Here is an 18,502-nt window from a genome sequence, read left to right as displayed (position 1 = left end):
AGGAATTGATTCAAAGTGTAGGGTGTAGATTGTTGTATTTACCGCCGTACTCCCCTGATTTGAACAGGATTGAACAATGCTGGTCTTGGCTCAAAAGTCGCATCCGCAAACAATTAAAGCGCTTTGACTGTTTACGTGATGCGATCGAAGATGTCCTACGCCTTGCATCCTAACCGCCTTGGCGGTTGCTATAACTATCCGTTTTTGGGCAGGGTGATAATTAGGATAAGTTTTGATTTTCTAGTTGCTGGATCTTTGTTTTTAGCTCAAATTGAGATCGAGCGTCTTAAATCTAAAATTGCTCTGGCAGGCGAGAGGTTGCTTGCTGCTTTTTTTTGAGCTAAAATGAAGAGTTATAATCAAAAATTTAACAGCGAAAATCGAAAACCTTAAATTGATATGGCAGCAGAAATTCAGCAGCAAATTCAACAGTTGAGGCAGCAGCTACAGGAAGCTAGCTATGCTTATTATGTTCTCGATGCGCCGATCATGCCAGATGAAGTGTACGATCGACTTTATCGCCAGTTGCAAGACTTAGAATCAGATTACCCGGAATTAATTACTGCAGAAAGTCCGACTCAGCGGGTCGGAGAACAGCCTGCTACTCAATTTTTTAGCGTCAAGCACAATATTCCTCTCTACAGTTTGGAAAATGCTTTTAATTTTGAAGAATTTGCTAAATGGCAGGAACGCTGGCAAAAGGTAGCGCCCCCCCTAACCCCCGGTCAAGAGGGAAATGCACCCCCCCTAACACCCCCTTATCAAGGGGGGGGACAAGAGGGAATAACATCTTCCATTAGCAATCAGGAAAACAGGGAAATTACTCCCCCCCTTAGCAAGGGGGGGCTGGGGGGGGTTTCCTATGTTTGCGAGTTAAAAATTGACGGTTCTGCTTTAGCGTTAACCTATGAAAATGGAGTTTTAGTTCGCGGTGCGACGCGGGGAGACGGCATTGCGGGAGAGGAAATTACTCAAAATGTTAAGACTATTCGATCTATTCCTTTAAAGCTCAATTTAGATAATCCGCCGCCTGTGGTGGAAGTGCGGGGAGAGGCTTTTTTGTCTTTAGCTGTGTTTGAGGAAATTAATCGGGAACGGGAAAAAGCCGGGGAACAATTGTTTGCTAATCCTCGCAATGCTGCGGCGGGTACGCTGCGGCAGTTAGATTCTAAAATTGTGGATAAGCGACGGTTAGATTTCTTTGCTTATACTCTGCATTTAGATGAGGGTAACGAGGAGAAAACACAGTGGGAATCGTTGGAATTGTTGCGAAGAATGGGGTTTAAGGTAAATCCCAATCGCAAAATTTGCTATTCTTTGGATGAGGTTCGGGAGTATTACGAATATTGGGATACTGAACGGCGAAATTTGCCTTACATGACTGATGGGGTTGTTGTTAAGATTAATTCGGTTTTGCTGCAACGACAATTGGGTTTTACTCAGAGGTTTCCGCGTTGGGCGATCGCACTGAAGTATCCCGCCGCCGAAGTCCCTACAATAGTAGAAGCTGTCACCGTGCAAGTAGGGAGAACCGGGGCTCTGACTCCTGTAGCGGAACTCAAACCGGTGCAGTTGGCGGGGACGACGGTTTCGCGGGCTTCTCTCCACAACAGCGATCGACTTTCAGATCTGAACCTCCACATTGGCGATACTGTAATTGTTAGAAAAGCTGGGGAAATCATACCAGAAGTTGTGCGAGTTTTGCCAGAACTTCGCCCCCCAAATGCTCAACTTTTTCAAATTCCTAGTTGCTGTCCCGAATGCGAACAGCCTGTAGTTCGGGAAAAGGGGGAGGCCGTTACTCGCTGCATTAATACATCTTGTCCAGCAATTTTGAGGGGTTCGCTGATTCATTTTTGCAGCCGGGATGCTCTGGATATTAACGGTATTGGGGAAAAGTTGGTGCAGCAGATGGTTGATAGCAATCTGGTGCATTCTGCGGCGGATTTGTACGATTTGACAGCGGAAAAATTGATGAGTTTGGAACGCATGGGTAAGAAGTTAGCAGAAAAGTTGGTAAGCGCCATCGCCCAATCGAAAAATCAACCTTATTCGCGCGTACTTTACGGCTTGGGCATCCGCCACGTCGGCAGCGTGAATGCTCAATTGCTGACAGAAAGGTTTGCAAATGTGGAAGAGTTAGCAGCGGTATCGGCGGCATCGATTGAGGGCGTTTACGGCATCGGGCCGGAAATTGCTCAAGCTGTTTATCAGTGGTTTCGAGTGCCGGCTAATCAAAGTTTAATTGCACGGTTGAAAACTGCGGGCTTGCAATTGCAGTCAGAAGCGAAAAATCCCAATTTAGCCAGCACAAATTTACAACTTGCAGGCAAAACTTTTGTGCTGACGGGAACTTTGCCCACTTTGAAACGAGATGAAGCTAAAGATTTGATTCAAAAAGCAGGAGGTAAAGTCACAAGTTCTGTGAGTGCTAAAACAGATTATGTGGTTGTGGGAGAAGATGCGGGTTCTAAGTTGGAAAAGGCTCAATCTTTGGGAATCGAACTACTTTCGGAAGCTGAGTTATTAGAACTGCTATCGAAACCCTAAATGATTGGTGAAAGTCCATATATTTCTCTTTGCTCTTTCTCAGCGCCCTCTGCGGCCTCTGCGGTTAGCAAAAAAAGCTCATTCACTTCAGCCGTTTTCAAAGGGCATCGCCAACAATTCTATTGCCCTAGGTGCAAAATAGCCGATCGCGAATTGGGCAATACCTCAAAAGGCATAGAAAGCGCGTTAGCGAAGCCCGCCCCTACGGGGGCTACGCCAACGAAGAGGATCGCACTTGGTGAATATACATACTTCCCCGGCGGTGCTGCCCGAATCTGTTGTCGGTACAGGCTAGTTTTGCTAAAATTTGATAAAGTTTGCAATAGCGATGGCAACTGCCAGCTTAGCAAAATCTCAGCAATCATAGGAGATAAATTATGTCTGAAATTCCAGCAGAACAAACACAAACAAACTTGACAACTCCAGAAATAACTACCGAAAGCTCAATTTCTGGAGGGGAAAACGTGAAAAATAGTTTGGGAAACGTCCTAAATAGTTGGAAATTGAAAGCAGGATTAGGCGTTGCTGTACTTTTGGGAGTTTTGCTATTTGCTTTCTACTGGCAGCATATGATTGCAGTCGTAGGTATGAAGAGTTGGTCGGCGCGATCGGGAGCTCAGCCGATCGAATGTATGGTAAGAGATACTAATAACGACGAGTATGTCAGTTGCAGCGCCCTCCTCGATCAGCAGATTGTCCCTCTTGAGTGCAGTTCGAGTTTGTTCAATATCGGCTGTCGAGTTAATTACGGAACTGCGGCCCCAAATCCGAGACAAATCAACCCTAGATAGAGCATCTGCGGGTTAGAGATAATTGTTCAAGGAACAGATTTGCTACTTAAAATAGGGGACTTACAAAAAAATCTCACCGTGAAAATAGTCCAGCAATAAAGAGCGGAAAAGTCTTGCTTTTCTTGTTGTAAATTAGCAGGTAAGTAGACTTACCTGCTATTGCCATTAGGTAATCTGTGATAGATAATGTGCCGCAGTATATTGGCGATCCGAAGTTTTGTGATGATATTACTTTGGTGGTGAGGAAACAGAAATAGAGTTCCAAACCCCTAGATCGATCGGCGGTTGAAATAGGGGCAGCCACGGGAGAACCGCCCCAACCACCCCAAGCGGGCACGGTTCCTAATGTAGAAACTTTCGTCCCTCAGAAGCGGAGACTAAAAAATAAAGATGGCAGCTTACCAAGGGCTTCCGATCATGGTGAAACTACTCCAGTAGTAAGGATGAGAAAAGTTTTGGTTTGTTTGTTGTAAATTAGCAGGTAAATTTAACTTGTCGCCTGTTGTCACTAACTGCCCGTTTTCGAGCCGAACTTTACCGGACATTATTGCTTGTTGAGCGCGTTGCAAAGCTTCTGCCTTAGTGGTGGTTCCTCGCAAGTGGTGGTAGAATTCGCTCATCAGCCCCAAAGTGCCTCCATCGTCAACATACCACAAACTCCCTAAAGCAGATTTCGTGCCGGATTTGACTGCTAAACCTCCAAAACCTAACTCTGCTTCCCGATCGCCCAAGGCTGTTCTACAAGCACTCAATACTAACAAGTCTACCTGCGGATTGCGCCAATTTAAACTCTCCATGCGATCGAGCTGCAATTTGGAATTCCACAGTTGAATGTAGGAATTGCTCGGTTTTCCCGGTTTGAATTCAGCGTGAGTTGCTAGGTGAACGATGCGAAATCCTCCCTTGGCGTGTTCCGAGTTGAGATTATCTAAAGTGAAAGTGGAATTGAGGAAAGAGGGGCCGTGCCACTGAGCCACAATCGCCTGCAATTCGATCGGCACATTGGGCAATGGCTGTTGCTCAACAAATTCTGACCTTCCCATTGCTAGCACTGTGGCGTCTCTAACTGCTTTATAATCGGTATTAGTCGAACTAAAACTTGGAATTAGGCTGAAACTGTATTTTTCCATCAAGAAGCCTTTACCGTCGTGCAAAGCGGCAAAGGGCAGGCTTCGCAATCCCGCATCGACTGACACTAACAAAGTATGAATTCCTAAGTTTTCTAAGTCTTTTTCTAGGGGCGCGATCGCCCATTTATATAGTTGCTGGGCGGGGGCTAGATAACTGGTACTAGCGCGTTTTGCGGGATTGGTGATTTCATCGCGCAAGTCCTTAACGGTGGGGAAAAGAGCTGCTCTGTTGGCTTCGGGGACGCTGTAGTGAATCGGCCGCCCCACGGGAGCAACTAAAATTAGTTCCAGTCGATCGGCTCGCGAGACTATGTAGAGAATACCAGACCGCTTGCCGGTTTGCTGTTCGATATTTTGTAAAGTTTCTTGGAATGTCGAAATCAAGGTTTTTTCCTCTGGGAGGTTGGCTTTTACCCCCAAGTATTCTCCAAATTCTTGATTCCTCATTTCTTCGATTCCCCAGACTGTTTTCTGTATGTCGTTACCTTCAAAAAGTCGATCGGGAGACGGAAGATATCCCAGAACTAAATTAGAAGTAGGGTTGACTGTTGGTGGTTGTTTCGATTCTGGTGGGGACGGTACGATGTCGGCGGGTAATGGACTGGTGATACTTTGATCGATGGTTAAAATTCGATCGGCAGCAGCAACAGCGGGATTGTCTCGCGGTGGAGTTTTCGGGGGTTGAAAGTCTTCTGAATCCGGGGTTGAAGGTTGCGGTGCGGGTGTATCTGCGCCTGTGGGCGATGCTAGTGTTGTCACAGGTGCGATCAGCTTTAAGGGATCTTGTACAGATTCTAGGGGTGACGTTACCTGCTGATTTTCCTGTTGATTGATGACCGTTAATTGCTGATTTTCCTGCTGATTGATGACCGTTAATTGCTGATTTTCCTGCTGATTTGTTTCCGTTACCTGCTGATTTTCCTGCTGATTTGTTTCCGTTACCTGCTGATTTGTTTCCATTACCTGCTGATTTGTTTCCGTTGTCAGCGGCATTGTTGGCAGAACGGTTCCCGTTGTTTGCGGAATTGTTAGCGGAACGGTTCCCGTTGTTTCCTTTATTGGGGGAACGGTTCCCGTTATTGGCGAAACGGTTTCCGTTGTTGGGGGGATTGTTGGCGGAATTGTTGGCAGAACGGTTCGCGTTATTGGGGGAATTGTTGGCGGAATTAGTGGCGGAATTGTTTCCGTTGTTCGCGGAGTTGCTGGCGGGACTGTAGGCGGAATTGTTGGGGGAATTGTTTCCGTTAGGGGCGGAATTGTTGGGGGAATTGTTTCCGTTAGGGGCGGAATTGTTGGGGAAATTGTTTCCGTTAGGGACGGAATTGCTGGGGGAATTGTTTCCGTTAGGGGCGGAATTGTTGGGGGAATTGTTTCCGTTGTGGGCGGAATTGCTGGCGCAATTGTTTCCGTTGTGGGCGGAATTGTTGGGGGAATTGTTTCCGTTGTGGGCGGAATTGTTGGGGGGATTGTTTCCGTTGTGGGCGGAATTGTTGGGGGAATTGTTTCCGTTGTGGGCGGAATTGTTGGGGGAATTGTTTCCGTTGTGGGCGGAACGGTTGGCGTCGGGTCGATCGCGTCATCCGTCGAAAGCACAATATTACCCACACTACTAGAACGCGGAAACGACTGCGATGTAATGCTAGATTTTCCTGTTGTAATTGCACCCGCCGTACCGTTGCTAGCAGCATCCCCCACCACAAACGGTTGAATCGGCGTCCCTCCATCTCCCCCAGCGTGCACAATTGTAATTTTGCCACCACCTGCGCCGCCAGCAGTAGAAATGCTAGCAAATCCCGTCGGCGACAGTGGGGTGGAAAAAGTACCCGTAGCGCGGAAAAAATTGCCTGTGATTGCTGTCACCTCGCCACCGGTGCCGCCAGTACCGCCTTGGGCATTGATCCACTCTACTTGAATATCGCCGATCGGATCTAAGAACACATTGCCCGCATTTCCGACTATAGCGCTAGAGTTAATTTGTCCGGTGGTAATTGAAGTTATCGCCTTAACAGTTATGTTACCGCCACTGTTTCCCGATGTATTCAAATTGCCTGCGGTGAAATTGTTACCGCTTGTAAAAAGAATTTCTCCGCCATTAGTAGTAATATTTTTAACACTTATATCGCCCTTGGCAGTAATATCGACTTTGCTGGCGGTGACATCTCCCGATAAGTTGACTTTTTCCGTGTTTAGTGCTGTCAATTGTTGCGCGTTAATTGTCGAGTTTCCTGTCACATTGCCAGCATTTTCGATCGCAACATTTCCTAACTTGCTGGTAGCCCCCACCGCAGCGTTGAAAGTGATACTGCCGCTACCGGAGGCTAGAGTTAAGTTGCGGGCCCCATCAATACTGTCGATCGCACCTCCAAAGGCAATATTCCCCCCGGCTGTACTCAATATCACATCTTTCGTCAACCCGAGAACACCGTTAATATTGATATTGCCCTGATTAGTAGTAACATTGCCACCCAACTTAGTGCTTGCAGCAGCAATATTTAAACCAGAATTGCTCGCAATGTTACCTGTGAATTCCGCCTGCGTTGCAGTAACATTCAAAGCAGAAAGTGGTGCTGTTCCTCCGATATTTCCTTGCACCAGCACATTGCCTGTAGCTGCATCTAAGTTCAACAAATGGTTGCCGCCGATCGCCCCAATTATCTTAATATCTCCGCCGCCGGTACTGAGATTAATATCGTTTCCGAGTTGGACAGTGCCGTTGAGAGCGATCGGATTTTTATTGGTATTGATGCCATAATTTAAATTAATCGTGGAAGCGTTGAGAGCAATGCTGCTGTTGTCATTTCCGGTAAGAGTGCCATCAAGTGCTATCGTACCAGTTCCCGTTTGAATATTTACTGGATCTAAAAATGTAAGATTAGAGGGAATACTAACATTTGCACTGCTATCCGAGCGCCCGATCGCGATCGAGCTAAATCCATTTTGAATTAAACTAATTTCCGATGCAGTCAAATCAAAAGCGCTAGTATTGTTATCAGTTCCGCCAACAACAATATTTTTTCCCGCTGTTGCGGGTTGCAGTGTTAACGCGCCCGTACCAGAAACGTTCCCAGAAAAATCAATTTCACCGGCTGTTAAAGTCAGCGGGTTACTACCTGCTGATAAACTCGAACCGAAAGCAATACTTGCATCTCCGAGTGTAAAAGTTACAGGAGCTTTTAATGTCACCGGGCCACTAAAACTAATGTTATCATTAGTTGTGGCGATATTTCCGTTGACCGCAACAGTTCCCCCGCCATTTTGAATAAATGCACCGTCTAAATTCAGGTTGTTATCAATATTTAGATTTACCTTATTGGTGATTGTGAGCGCGCCGTCATTGGTGGTTGTTACAGTTCCTTTTAGATTGACATTATCAGCCGCAATACCCAGATTGCCAGCTACGTCAACTGTCTTGGTGAAAGTAATCCCGCTGCCTGAAATAATCGAGCTTTTGGCAATTGTGACAGCATCAGCATAAGTTTGACTGCCAGTTGTAGTGACATTGCCCCCTAAAGATATCTTGCTGTTGGCAGTTAAATTAGTGAGAGGAGTTGTTTCGCCGATCGCACTTTTGAAGGTAAGATTACCGCTAGCAGCATTTACAGTCAAATCGCTGGTACCATCAACAGTATTATTGAAAGTAATGCTGTCGCCTGAAAGAATCGGATTATTGGCAATTGTAACTGCATCTCCGTAGGTTTGAGCGCCAGTTGTAGTGACATTTCCCTTGACTTGAGTTGTGCCGCCAGCATCTGTAGTCAAACTCGCGACATTGACTGTTTGATTAAATGCGGTTGTGCCTGTAGAGTTAGCTGTTAAATTGCCGATCGTACTTGCAGCACCAACTGCACTATTGAATGTCACATTACCGCTAACCGCCTTCGCCGTCAAATCGCTGGTGCCGTCTACAGTATTATTGAAAGTAATTTCGCTGCCTGTGAGAATGGGATTATTGGCAATGGTGACAGCATCTCCATAAGTTTGACTGCCAGTTGTAGTGACATTTCCCTTGACTTGAGTTGTGCCGTCAGCATCTGTAGTCAAACTCGCGGCATTGACTGTTTGATTAAATGCAGTTGTTCCTTTAGAATTAGCTGTTAAATTGCCGAGCGTATTTGTTGGATTCCCAACTGCACCATTGAATGTAACATTACCGGTAACTGCATTCGCCGTTAAATCGCTGCTGCCGTTAACAGTATCGTTGAAAGTAATTTCGCTGCCGGAGAGAATCGGATTATTGGCAATTGTAACTGCATCTCCATAAGTTTGACTCCCGATTGTAGTGACATTGCCATTGAGTTGAGTTGTGCCACCAATATCTGTAGTCAAACTCGCGGCATTGACTGTTTGATTAAATGTAGTTGTGCCAGCACTACTTTTGACGGTGACATTTCCTATTCCTAATGCCGGGGTGTTGCCTACAGCACCTTTAACGTCAATGTTTCCAGTACCTGTTTCTAAGGTAAGATTGCCGCTGCCATCAATGTTATTGTTAAACAGAATATTGCCACCTGCTGAATTGCCATTGCTGACTAAGACGCTATCTCCAACTAAGGTATTGCCGTTAATTGTGATATCTTGAGATTGGGTGGTAATATTGCCATTCAGGTTATTAGTTGTAGCATTCAGAGTAATTGAAGCATTATCAGTTCCCGAAATCGATTGATTGGGATTTATAGAAATAGTGCCTTGAGTATTGAAAGTCACAGGATCGGGAAAAGATACCGGCAAATTCTCTACAGTGATATTGCCTGTAGTAGTCTTCCCTCCGAAAACAAGGGCACTAAAGCCATTACGCAATGAGGATAAAAACGGTGTTCCTATATCGATCGCCTGCGGATCGTCAGGAAGTTCAGCCTGGAAGCGAATTCCGACATTTGGCGAAAACGGCTGAACTGACAAAGTACCTTGACTCTTGACCGAATCTGCTATTCCCGAAGATATAATCTCATTGCCGCTAATGGTAATATTTCCAGTACCGGGCAATCCATTAGCATCAATGCCTTGTATCCCAACTTGATTGGGAGTTGCGATCGCGATATCTCCGGCGGCACCGGAACTAGAACTAGAGTTAAGATTACCAACAGTAATATTGTTGGCACTGAGTGTAATCGGGCCAGCATTTCCGGTACTGGATGTGGTATCAATTGCCCCTGCAGTCGTATCAATATTGCCATTAGTGCTGGTAAGGCCGATCGCCCGTCCGGGATTTGTGATATCGGCAGCAGTTATAGTTATATTGTCTGTAGTTGTAATTGCGATCGGGTTGGGACTGGTAACATTGAGAGAATTTTCTATTTTCAGGGAACGCAATGGCACAGTCGCCCCAATTGGCCCGCTGAGATTAATAATACCTGTTCCCGCAGTCAAAACTAGGTTGCCATCGCCGTCAACCGTTCCCCCAAAATTAATGTGGCCTGCATCCGTTAACCCAGTATCGAGAGTGACATTAGAACCCGTACCGAGAGAGACTTGCTCACCAAAGGTAATATTCTGTTCGTTGGTGAGAATATTTGCGTTTAAGTTAGTCGTTGGAGCCTTAAAAGTAATTGAAGCGTTGTTTACACCTGTAATGTTTCCATCGACTGCAATGGTGGCAGCTTGCATAGTGACGGGGAAATTAAAAGTAACACCAGCGGGGTCAACGGCGATCGTCCCCGTCCCATCCGTGCGCCCGATAATCATTTGGGAAAAGCCATTCAATACGGGAGGTGCGAGTTCCGCTGCACTGAGATTCAAACGAGCGTCCGCAGTATTGCCGCCCACAGTAATATCTAAACTGGGAGTAAGCGGCTGCAACTGGATAGTCCCAATACCATTAACTTGACTTGTTTCTGACAGTTGAATTTCATCACCAGTCAAAGTGACATTGCCGCCCAAAGCCGCATCAATTACACCGTCGATGATGTTAATTGGAATGGAATTGTTGTTAGCCTTTCCCGTGAGGTTAATATTACCTGTTCCCGTAGATTGCACCCTATTAGTAAGACCCTCGTAGCCCTGGCCTAAGTTAATCCCATAGCTGCTAGAGTCAGTCCCTACACCGGTACCGGTTAAAGCAATATCTCCATCCTGCGATCCTATCGTGCCTATGTCGAGCCTGATCCCAGAATTACTGCCCGTCCCTCCACTGCCCGTGCCCGTCAACGTCACCTTTCCCAGACCTGCGCTGTTGACTCTAGACTCGCCTAGAAATATACCGTCGTTGAAAGTCCCCGTCCCACCACCTGTACCAGTCAGAGTGACATTTCCAGAGAGCGCTTTTACTGTGCCGCCACTAAATGATATCCCTAATGATATCCCTTGATTGCCATCAGTCCCATTGCCGCCAACACCGGTTAGAGTCAGATTCCCGGTGCCTGTGGAGTTCACCACCCCTCTTTCCACCAAAAGGCCCCTGTTGTTTTCCGCGCTCCCCTGGCCTGTTCCAGTCAGGGTGATATCTCCATTCTGCGATTTTACTGTGCTGCCAAAACCAATAATAGTTATCCCTTCATTGCCACTCGTCCCATTTCCCCCTGTCCCGGTAATGGTGACAGTCCCATTCCCGGGCGTTGACTCGACTGTAGAGTTGTTGATTCTAACGCCGATGTTGTTGGTTAAAGTCCCAGCACCGTTACCAGTCAGGCTGACATTTCCCCCAGCCCGTACTGTACTGCTGTCAATAGATATCCCTCGATTATTAAATGTCCCGTTTCCGCCAGTACCGTTGAGAGTAATACTCCCTGTCCCGATCGATTCCACTGTACTGGTAATAATGTTAATCCCCTTGTTGTCGCTTCCAGTTCCATTACCGCCAATACCATTGAGAGTAATACTTCCAGTCTCAGCCGTCGTGATTTTGCTGGTAGAAACAGAAATGCCGTGATTGAAACTGTCTCCAGCGAGTCCTTGACCTCTAATAGAAATATTTCCAGTGCCGGCATTGAGGGTGGAACCGGTGAGAGAAACTCCGATGGGATTTGGCGCTGTCCCTACTGCTGGGGAATTTGACGGGTTGGTGCCGCCTCCTAAAATGATGTTGCCGCCGTTCGAGTTGATGATAGCATTGGTAATGGCGATCGCCCCTGCACCACTGCCATCTACATCTGCATTCAGGGTTATACTGCCGCCGTTAGCGGTGATATCGTTGTTAACAAGTATGCTGTTATTAGCATTCAGAGTTAGGGAATTAGTGCTGAGCCAAGAAACTGGTGCCTTGACTGTAATATCGCCTTGATTCGGAGAACCCGACGCAGTAGAAATAGTCACATTTCCCAAATCTAGCTGTGTTTGCAGCGTCCCATTATTAATTGTAGAAGTCCCATCCGAGGGCGTAAATGCTTCCCCTGATAAAGTGCCACCTGTATCCACATCTGTACTAATAGTAATATCAGTAGGATCTAACAATAAGGTGCCAGCAATCCCAAAGGTCGATCGCAAATCAACTAATCCTTGAAAATCCAGCGATTGCTTTCCCGACACTTCCACAAAGCCGCCATTCCCCGAAAACAAGCCACCTCTGGCCGTAATATTGCCATTAAAGCGAGTAGTTTCATCAGCCCAAACTATAACTCGCCCGCCATTCCCATTACTAACAGCATTAGCATTAATCGTCGAGTTGCTGCTAACAAAAGTTCGCGAAGCATTGGGCACAGTCCCCAAACCCTGATAATCTCCCCCAATCAGTACATTACCGCCACCGTTAATCCCAGAAGCATCGATATTGCCTGCAATAACTCCTACTTTGTCGCCTAAAATATTTACAGTACCGCCAGTGTTGCCAGAGACATTGAGACTGCCGGATGCGATCGCAGTTCCCGCAGTTACCGGCACAGAAACATTCCCAGTCAACACAACTTCGCCATTGGGATTTACCGCTAAATTAGTTGCTTGTTCCTGACCTTTTCCAGTCAGCAACTCCGGCAAAGATAGGACTGGCTGCGCGAAATTATTCGGCAAGGAACTTTGGCTAGCTGTCGGCTGAATTTCCAGACTCAGCAAATTTCCGGTTTGAGCGATCCGTACCAAATTTTGACCGGGTACGGCCATCACGGTAATATTGCCCCCGGGCGCAGTTAACTGACCGGTATTGACAACCGTACCGCCAATCAAACTTAAACTTTGACCTGGTGTCACCGTCAAATTGCCTGCATTAACAATGCTTCCACCTGGCAAATTTGTAAACGCAAAACTGTTCGGCGTCCCGATTAATGTTGCCCAATTGTTATTGCCGATCGCACTAAACCACTGATTGTTCCCAAAACCAATCCCTGTCGCCGTAGTAGCATTAAAAGATCCAGGCACGTTGAGACTGGCATTCGGCCCGAAAATCATGCCCGCCGGATTCATCAAAAATAAATTGGAATTTCCCCCCGTCACTTGAATTAAGCCATTTATTAAAGAAGGATTACCCCCAGTAATCCTTCCCAAAATATTTTGAATATTGGGATTGGTCAGAAAGTTAGCCGTTTGAGCCTCGCTGAGGCCGAACTGAGTAAAACTGTGAAAAAGATTAGCCCCATCTCCGCTGAATGCCCCCCCGGAAATGTCGTAGCGGTTGCCGCTGGGAGTAACAACTGTGTTAGTGCCGTCTGGTGCCGGGGCGATGGGCTGTGCGTTTGCCGAACCCGCCGCTGCACTCAACCAGCTAACAATGAATAACCATCCGAGCAAATGTAGTTTGTTGGGTGTCATTGTGTTTAAAGATTGTGCTTAAAGTGCGATCGTATTTATTTCTACTACTTTTACTCCTAAAAATTTCTCATGTCAATAGGAGAAGCCTATTTTTGCTGGTCGAATAATTAGGACTAAAAAAGGAAATGTATATTTTTAATTACTATGATTTACTTAAAAAGAGTTTTTTTACTAGAAGTCAGGCGCGGGAAATGAAACTTACTTTCTTTTTTTGACCGAAAGCATGCAGGAAACAAGCCCCCGGATTCATTCCAACGCGCAGACTCAGGACCCAGAAATAAAAAACCTGTATCCGATGAAACTTGCCCCCCGAATTTATCCGTGGGGTCAATGCTTCAATTCTTTAATCTAAAATCGTTCGACAGAGCGTCTGGGCCCTGAGCGTGTCGAAGGGTCACGCCGAAGTCTCAAATCTAAAATCGATTGACCCCATTATCTTTAAAAACCGGGTTGATGCGTCCGGGAATGTGGGGGAAAATATGGCGCGGAATGCGACGGTTAGGGGTTTAAAAAACTCGGAATTTTAGTCAAAATTACGTAAGTACAGATCGCCTGTTATACAGCTTGCTTAGAGTGTCAAAATACTCGATCAAGTCCCTACTCGCGGTCGCCTCCGCTGCTTTCTGCATAGGCAGAGCAGCTTGCAGCCCGCTTTCAGGACAACGAACCGAACAGCAGACTTTCTCTCAAAAACTTTATATTTTATGGATGAACTTTACCAAAAATTTATAAAGCTCGATTAAAATTTTTATGTATTTTTGATGAAAGCCAATATGTACAAGTCTTGCACTCAACTTGAGACCGTTACCGAAACGAAGTAAATGTAGTAGGTTGGAAGTCTAGGCAGGATGAAAATCTTGCTCTGAGAGATTAAACTGTGTCAATCTGGTGTCAGTGAAAACTCTTAGAAGAAGCACTCATTTACTCCAAAACACCCTTAAGTAAGATCTGTATGTAGATTCACTGGTGTGGAGTCTCTTCTTTAGGTTTGACGATCGTCCTAAATATCGCAGGCTCGCGATCGTCGGTTCGCGTCACGGCAACATGGCATTTTGCGCCTTACTACGTAACAATACTGGAGGAATCAGGGTTATGACTACCTTAATGCTAGTCAAAAAAACATCTTTTACAGTCGCCAGCTTAGCAACCACAATGTTGCTCAGCATCTGCACGCCCGTCAGAGCTTTCATGTTTGGCACTGCCGGCATCCAGTTCGATGAAGATACCAGTATAGAGTTTACCTTCGAGGAATCTCACGGCGGTTACCAGTCGAGCTTGTGGGTGGCCCAAGCTGAGTCAGCAAACAATGGCTACACTAACGTCGCCAGACTGTTTGAGGAGACTCAACCCTCAGATAACGGCTCTGCCAACAACTGGGAAGGAACCTTCGGCAACGCCGTCACCTCGGACAACGGCTCCATCACCCAAACCGTCACATTTTTGAAGGATCAAATTTATGCCCTGCTGCTGTGGAGCGACACGGGCAGCGGCAGCGATGTGGAGGAATACGTCTCGTCGAGTACCTTCATGAACAGCACCCTATGGTGGACCCCCGGCACCCAGTTCCGAAGAGATGAATGTGGGGTGGAGGGATGTCAACTTGCTGTGTTTGGTGACTTTATGCTCAACCCCAACTCCAGCGACTCATTTACAAACATCAACGGCGGTAAAGGCCCAGAGCAATTTTCATCCCTCACAATGGCCGAACTGGCTAATGGCACACAAATCTCCTTCGACGATTTCGACAATGCCCAACCAGGAACCGATCTTGACTTCGAAGACTTCACCGTGTCGGCTCAGTTAGTCCCCGAACCAGTCCCCGAACCTGTCACAGTGTTCGGGACTATGCTGGGGATCGGGGCTTTGGCTGCAACTCGCAGGAAAAAAAAGCGAGGGCAGTAACCATAAAAATGACTATTAACCAGCCCCATACAAATCTAAATAGTGCGTCTGTTCAGTGGTACTCTGAGAAATAGCATTTCTAAATGTTAAGACTTTTTCCATAACGGGAAAAATAGCATCCTAACAAAGGCACTATTCATGGTATCCACCGCAGAAAAAACGAACGTAGGCTACATCACCCAAATCATCGGGCCAGTTGTAGACGTAAAATTCCCAGGCGGCAAACTGCCCCAAATCTATAACGCTCTCACGATTTCCGGCAAAAACGAAGCAGGTCAAGAAATTGCCGTTACCTGCGAAGTTCAGCAACTGCTCGGAGACAGCCAAGTGCGCGCAGTTTCCATGAGTACCACCGACGGCTTGGTGCGTGGCATGGAAGTAGTAGATACCGGGGAAGCGATCCAAGTTCCCGTCGGAATCCCAACTCTCGGCCGGATTTTTAACGTCATCGGTCAACCCGTAGACAATCTCGGCCCGGTCAATACTTCCGAAAGTATGCCCATCCACCGCAACCCGCCGGCTTTCACCGAACTGGAAACCAAGCCTTCGGTGTTTGAAACAGGTATCAAGGTGATTGACCTGCTCGCCCCCTACCGTCGCGGCGGCAAAATCGGTTTGTTCGGCGGCGCAGGCGTCGGCAAAACCGTGATTATGATGGAACTCGTGAACAACATCGCCAAAGCTCACGGCGGCGTGTCCGTGTTCGGTGGTGTGGGCGAGCGCACCCGCGAAGGTAATGACCTCTACAAAGAAATGATCGAGTCAGGGGTTATTGACGAAGAAGACCGCAGCAAGTCGAAAATTGCTCTGGTTTACGGTCAAATGAACGAGCCGCCTGGTGCTCGGATGCGCGTGGGCCTGTCGGCTCTGGCGATGGCCGAATACTTCCGCGATGTCAGCAAGCAAGACGTGCTGCTGTTCATTGACAATATCTTCCGGTTTGTGCAAGCGGGTTCTGAGGTATCGGCTCTGTTGGGTCGGATGCCTTCGGCTGTGGGATATCAGCCGACTCTCGGTACAGACATGGGCGACTTGCAAGAACGGATTACTTCGACTACCGAAGGTTCGATTACTTCGGTTCAAGCTGTGTACGTACCTGCGGATGACTTGACTGACCCCGCACCGGCTACGACTTTTGCTCACTTGGACGCTACAACTGTGTTGTCTCGCGGTTTGGCTGCGAAGGGGATTTATCCGGCTGTTGACCCGCTGGATTCTACGTCTACGATGTTGCAAGTTAGCGTTGTCGGCGAAGAGCACTATGGTGTTGCTCGTCAGGTGCAGTCTACTCTGCAACGCTACAAGGAATTGCAAGACATTATTGCAATTTTGGGCTTGGATGAGCTGTCGGAAGATGACCGCTTGACCGTTTCTCGCGCTCGCAAAATTGAACGGTTCTTGTCTCAACCGTTCTTTGTGGCGGAAGTGTTCACCGGTTCCCCCGGGAAGTACGTCAAGCTGGCAGACACCATTAAGGGTTTCCAGATGATTTTGGCTGGCGAACTGGACGAATTACCTGAACAAGCTTTCTATTTGGTGGGCGATATCAACGAGGCGATCGCCAAAGCTGAAAAAATGAAAGCTGACGCCAAGTAATTTTAGTCATTAGTCAGTAGTCAGTAGTCAGTAGTCAGTCGTTATTAGTTATTAGTTATTTGTTATTGGTAACAACTGACAACTGATAACTGACAACTGACAACTGACAACTGACAACTGACAACTGACAACTGACAACCGACAACTGACAATTTATGACATTAACTGTGCGCGTAGTGGCCCCAGACAAAACTGTTTGGGATTCTAATGCTGAAGAAGTAATTCTGCCGAGCACCACAGGCCAACTGGGTATCTTGAGCGGTCACGCTCCAATGTTGACAGCTTTGGATACCGGAGTAATGCGCGTCCGTCCCGGCAAGGAATGGGTGTCTATTGCTCTGATGGGTGGCTTTGCAGAAATCCAAGAAAACAAAGTTACTATTCTTGTCAACGGCGCTGAAAAAGGCGAAACCATTGATAAAGAAGCTGCTCGTACTGCTTACACCGAAGCAGTAGCTCGTTTGGAAAAGTCCGCTAGTGGCACTGACCAAGAGCAAATTAAAGCTAAGCAGGCAATCAAACGCGCGAGAGCTCGTTTCCAAGCTGCCGGCGGCACGCTCTAGCTCTAAGGGTAACGACATAGTGCTTTTGTAGTAGGGACACAACATTGTTGTGTCCCTGCTGTTTTTCTCACGTTGTGTCCCTAATGTTTTGCTAAACTCCCGCCTCGGACAATAGAGATTGCATTGTTTCCCAAGATAACCCCTGCTGAAGATAGCGGGGGTTATTTGGATTGTAGGGGCTCTCCACACGATCGACACTGACAATTTTTGCTTCTTCCGGCAAAACAGGAACCTCGGGATCGAAAGCGGTCGATCGCGTCAAAGAGCTAGAAAAGCCTTTAAAAATAGCAATTTCATCGAATTCGCCGTCAATTTGGGCCTTGACGATTAAAACTTCGTGCGATCGTTTTACCGTGTATTGTTCCAAACGACGAGCAATAGAGTCAGCCATAGCAAATCTCACTTTCCTGAAATCTGCTACAATATAGCTTAATTTTGCGGCTAATTTCAGCGACAGATAGCTAATTTTTTATTTTTAATTCGACCTTTTTTAACAGTAGGAAGTAAGCGGACATAATATAAATCCTGTAAAAAACATCTGCAATGTGTTCATCCGGCAAAACATACTTGTCGGATATTCTATGAGCCACAGAAAGATTGGGTTTCAATTATCGTTGTCCCGTTTAATTTTTATTAAACAGCGTTTGGCTTGGGATATACGCTGCTATTTATGCTAGTTTTTTGCTTGAGATCAGCTATGGTAAGTGGCAACTCAAAGCTAATAAATAACTGTTTACGAGGCGGGAATTATAGTTAGTGGCTCAATTTTAGAGCCTTTGGGCTATCGAGAAAAATATATGTGCCGATTTGTCGAGCGAGTCACAGTAAAAGGCAAAAAATCTGCCGTCTCCGTGTTTGAAATTTATGATGCAGAAACAGAACACAGCATTGAACTAAAACAGGAAACTGCTGCTGAATTTCAAAAAAGTCTGAAGCTTTATTTCGAGCAAAATTTTACTGAAGCGCAAAAATTATTCAGTAAGATTTGCGAAAGAAATCCTCAAGATAGGTTAGCAGCAATTTACTACCAGCGCTCTCTAAAGAATGGAATGTATGGAGTGCCTGAAGGATGGTCGGGAATAGAAGCTTTGGATGAAAAGTAGTGATACAGATATATTGTATGTGAACATCGGCAGGGATATGGCAATGCCTTGTCCGGCGCGGGGAGTAGGACACGGAAATGCCGTGTCCGTATGGTTCGCTTTGACTTTTAATAATTTGCTATAGCGTTTCTCAGATAGATGAGGTACAATAACAGCAGTGAGTAAACCAATTCCTCATATCGGATAATGTAACT

Annotated in this window: 11 protein-coding genes; 8 read left to right on the top strand and 3 right to left on the bottom strand. The window is 46.5% G+C overall.

The annotated features are described in order from the left end of the window. On the top strand, positions 1–173 hold a 173-nt coding region (locus tag QUB14_RS26350), incomplete at its 5' end, for a transposase (protein WP_333220821.1). A gap of 226 nt (positions 174–399) precedes the next feature. Then, positions 400–2,550 (top strand): NAD-dependent DNA ligase LigA, encoded by a 2,151-nt coding sequence (gene ligA / locus QUB14_RS26345; protein ID WP_333220819.1) that lies wholly within the window; start codon positions 400–402, stop codon positions 2,548–2,550. Positions 2,551–2,669: 119 nt separating this feature from the next. On the opposite strand, the gene QUB14_RS26340 is transcribed toward ligA, so the two are convergent. Then, positions 2,670–2,915, bottom strand: a complete 246-nt coding sequence (locus QUB14_RS26340) for a hypothetical protein (RefSeq protein WP_333220817.1) — start codon at positions 2,913–2,915, stop codon at positions 2,670–2,672. Positions 2,916–2,927: 12 nt separating this feature from the next. Between QUB14_RS26340 and QUB14_RS26335 the strand changes: the two genes are divergently transcribed. Beyond that, positions 2,928–3,341: a hypothetical protein gene (locus QUB14_RS26335; protein ID WP_333220815.1), complete on the top strand. Its 414-nt coding sequence runs from the start codon at positions 2,928–2,930 to the stop codon at positions 3,339–3,341. A 398-nt stretch (positions 3,342–3,739) separates the two neighbouring features. Here the strand turns inward: QUB14_RS26335 and QUB14_RS26330 are convergent, their stop codons facing one another. Further along, positions 3,740–13,144, bottom strand: a complete 9,405-nt coding sequence (locus QUB14_RS26330) for a CHAT domain-containing protein (protein ID WP_333297392.1) — start codon at positions 13,142–13,144, stop codon at positions 3,740–3,742. A 966-nt stretch (positions 13,145–14,110) separates the two neighbouring features. On the opposite strand from QUB14_RS26330, the gene QUB14_RS26325 reads away from it, so the two are divergent. The 3 genes from QUB14_RS26325 to atpC all read left to right on the top strand — a co-directional run bounded on the left by QUB14_RS26325 (position 14,111) and on the right by atpC (position 17,205). Then, on the top strand, positions 14,111–15,046 hold the full coding sequence (locus QUB14_RS26325) for a PEP-CTERM sorting domain-containing protein (RefSeq protein WP_333220811.1): 936 nt from the start codon (positions 14,111–14,113) through the stop codon (positions 15,044–15,046). Between the two features lie 138 nt (positions 15,047–15,184). After that, positions 15,185–16,642 (top strand): F0F1 ATP synthase subunit beta, encoded by a 1,458-nt coding sequence (gene atpD / locus QUB14_RS26320; protein ID WP_333220809.1) that lies wholly within the window; start codon positions 15,185–15,187, stop codon positions 16,640–16,642. Positions 16,643–16,797: 155 nt separating this feature from the next. Continuing rightward, positions 16,798–17,205 (top strand): ATP synthase F1 subunit epsilon, encoded by a 408-nt coding sequence (gene atpC, locus QUB14_RS26315; protein WP_190663502.1) that lies wholly within the window; start codon positions 16,798–16,800, stop codon positions 17,203–17,205. A gap of 91 nt (positions 17,206–17,296) precedes the next feature. Here the strand turns inward: atpC and QUB14_RS26310 are convergent, their stop codons facing one another. Beyond that, positions 17,297–17,596, bottom strand: a complete 300-nt coding sequence (locus QUB14_RS26310; protein WP_006635886.1) for a DUF7734 family protein — start codon at positions 17,594–17,596, stop codon at positions 17,297–17,299. Between the two features lie 406 nt (positions 17,597–18,002). On the opposite strand from QUB14_RS26310, the gene QUB14_RS26305 reads away from it, so the two are divergent. After that, positions 18,003–18,308 (top strand): hypothetical protein, encoded by a 306-nt coding sequence (locus tag QUB14_RS26305; RefSeq protein WP_190663501.1) that lies wholly within the window; start codon positions 18,003–18,005, stop codon positions 18,306–18,308. Further along, entirely contained in the window at positions 18,298–18,432 is a 135-nt protein-coding gene (locus QUB14_RS26300) for a hypothetical protein (protein ID WP_333220806.1), read from the top strand. Before QUB14_RS26305 ends, QUB14_RS26300 begins: the two co-directional genes overlap by 11 nt. The last annotated feature ends 70 nt before the right edge of the window (positions 18,433–18,502 follow it).

The organism is Microcoleus sp. B3-D2 (assembly GCF_036705345.1).
GTDB lineage: Bacteria > Cyanobacteriota > Cyanobacteriia > Cyanobacteriales > Microcoleaceae > Microcoleus.
This window is presented reverse-complemented; position numbering and strand designations above follow the sequence as displayed.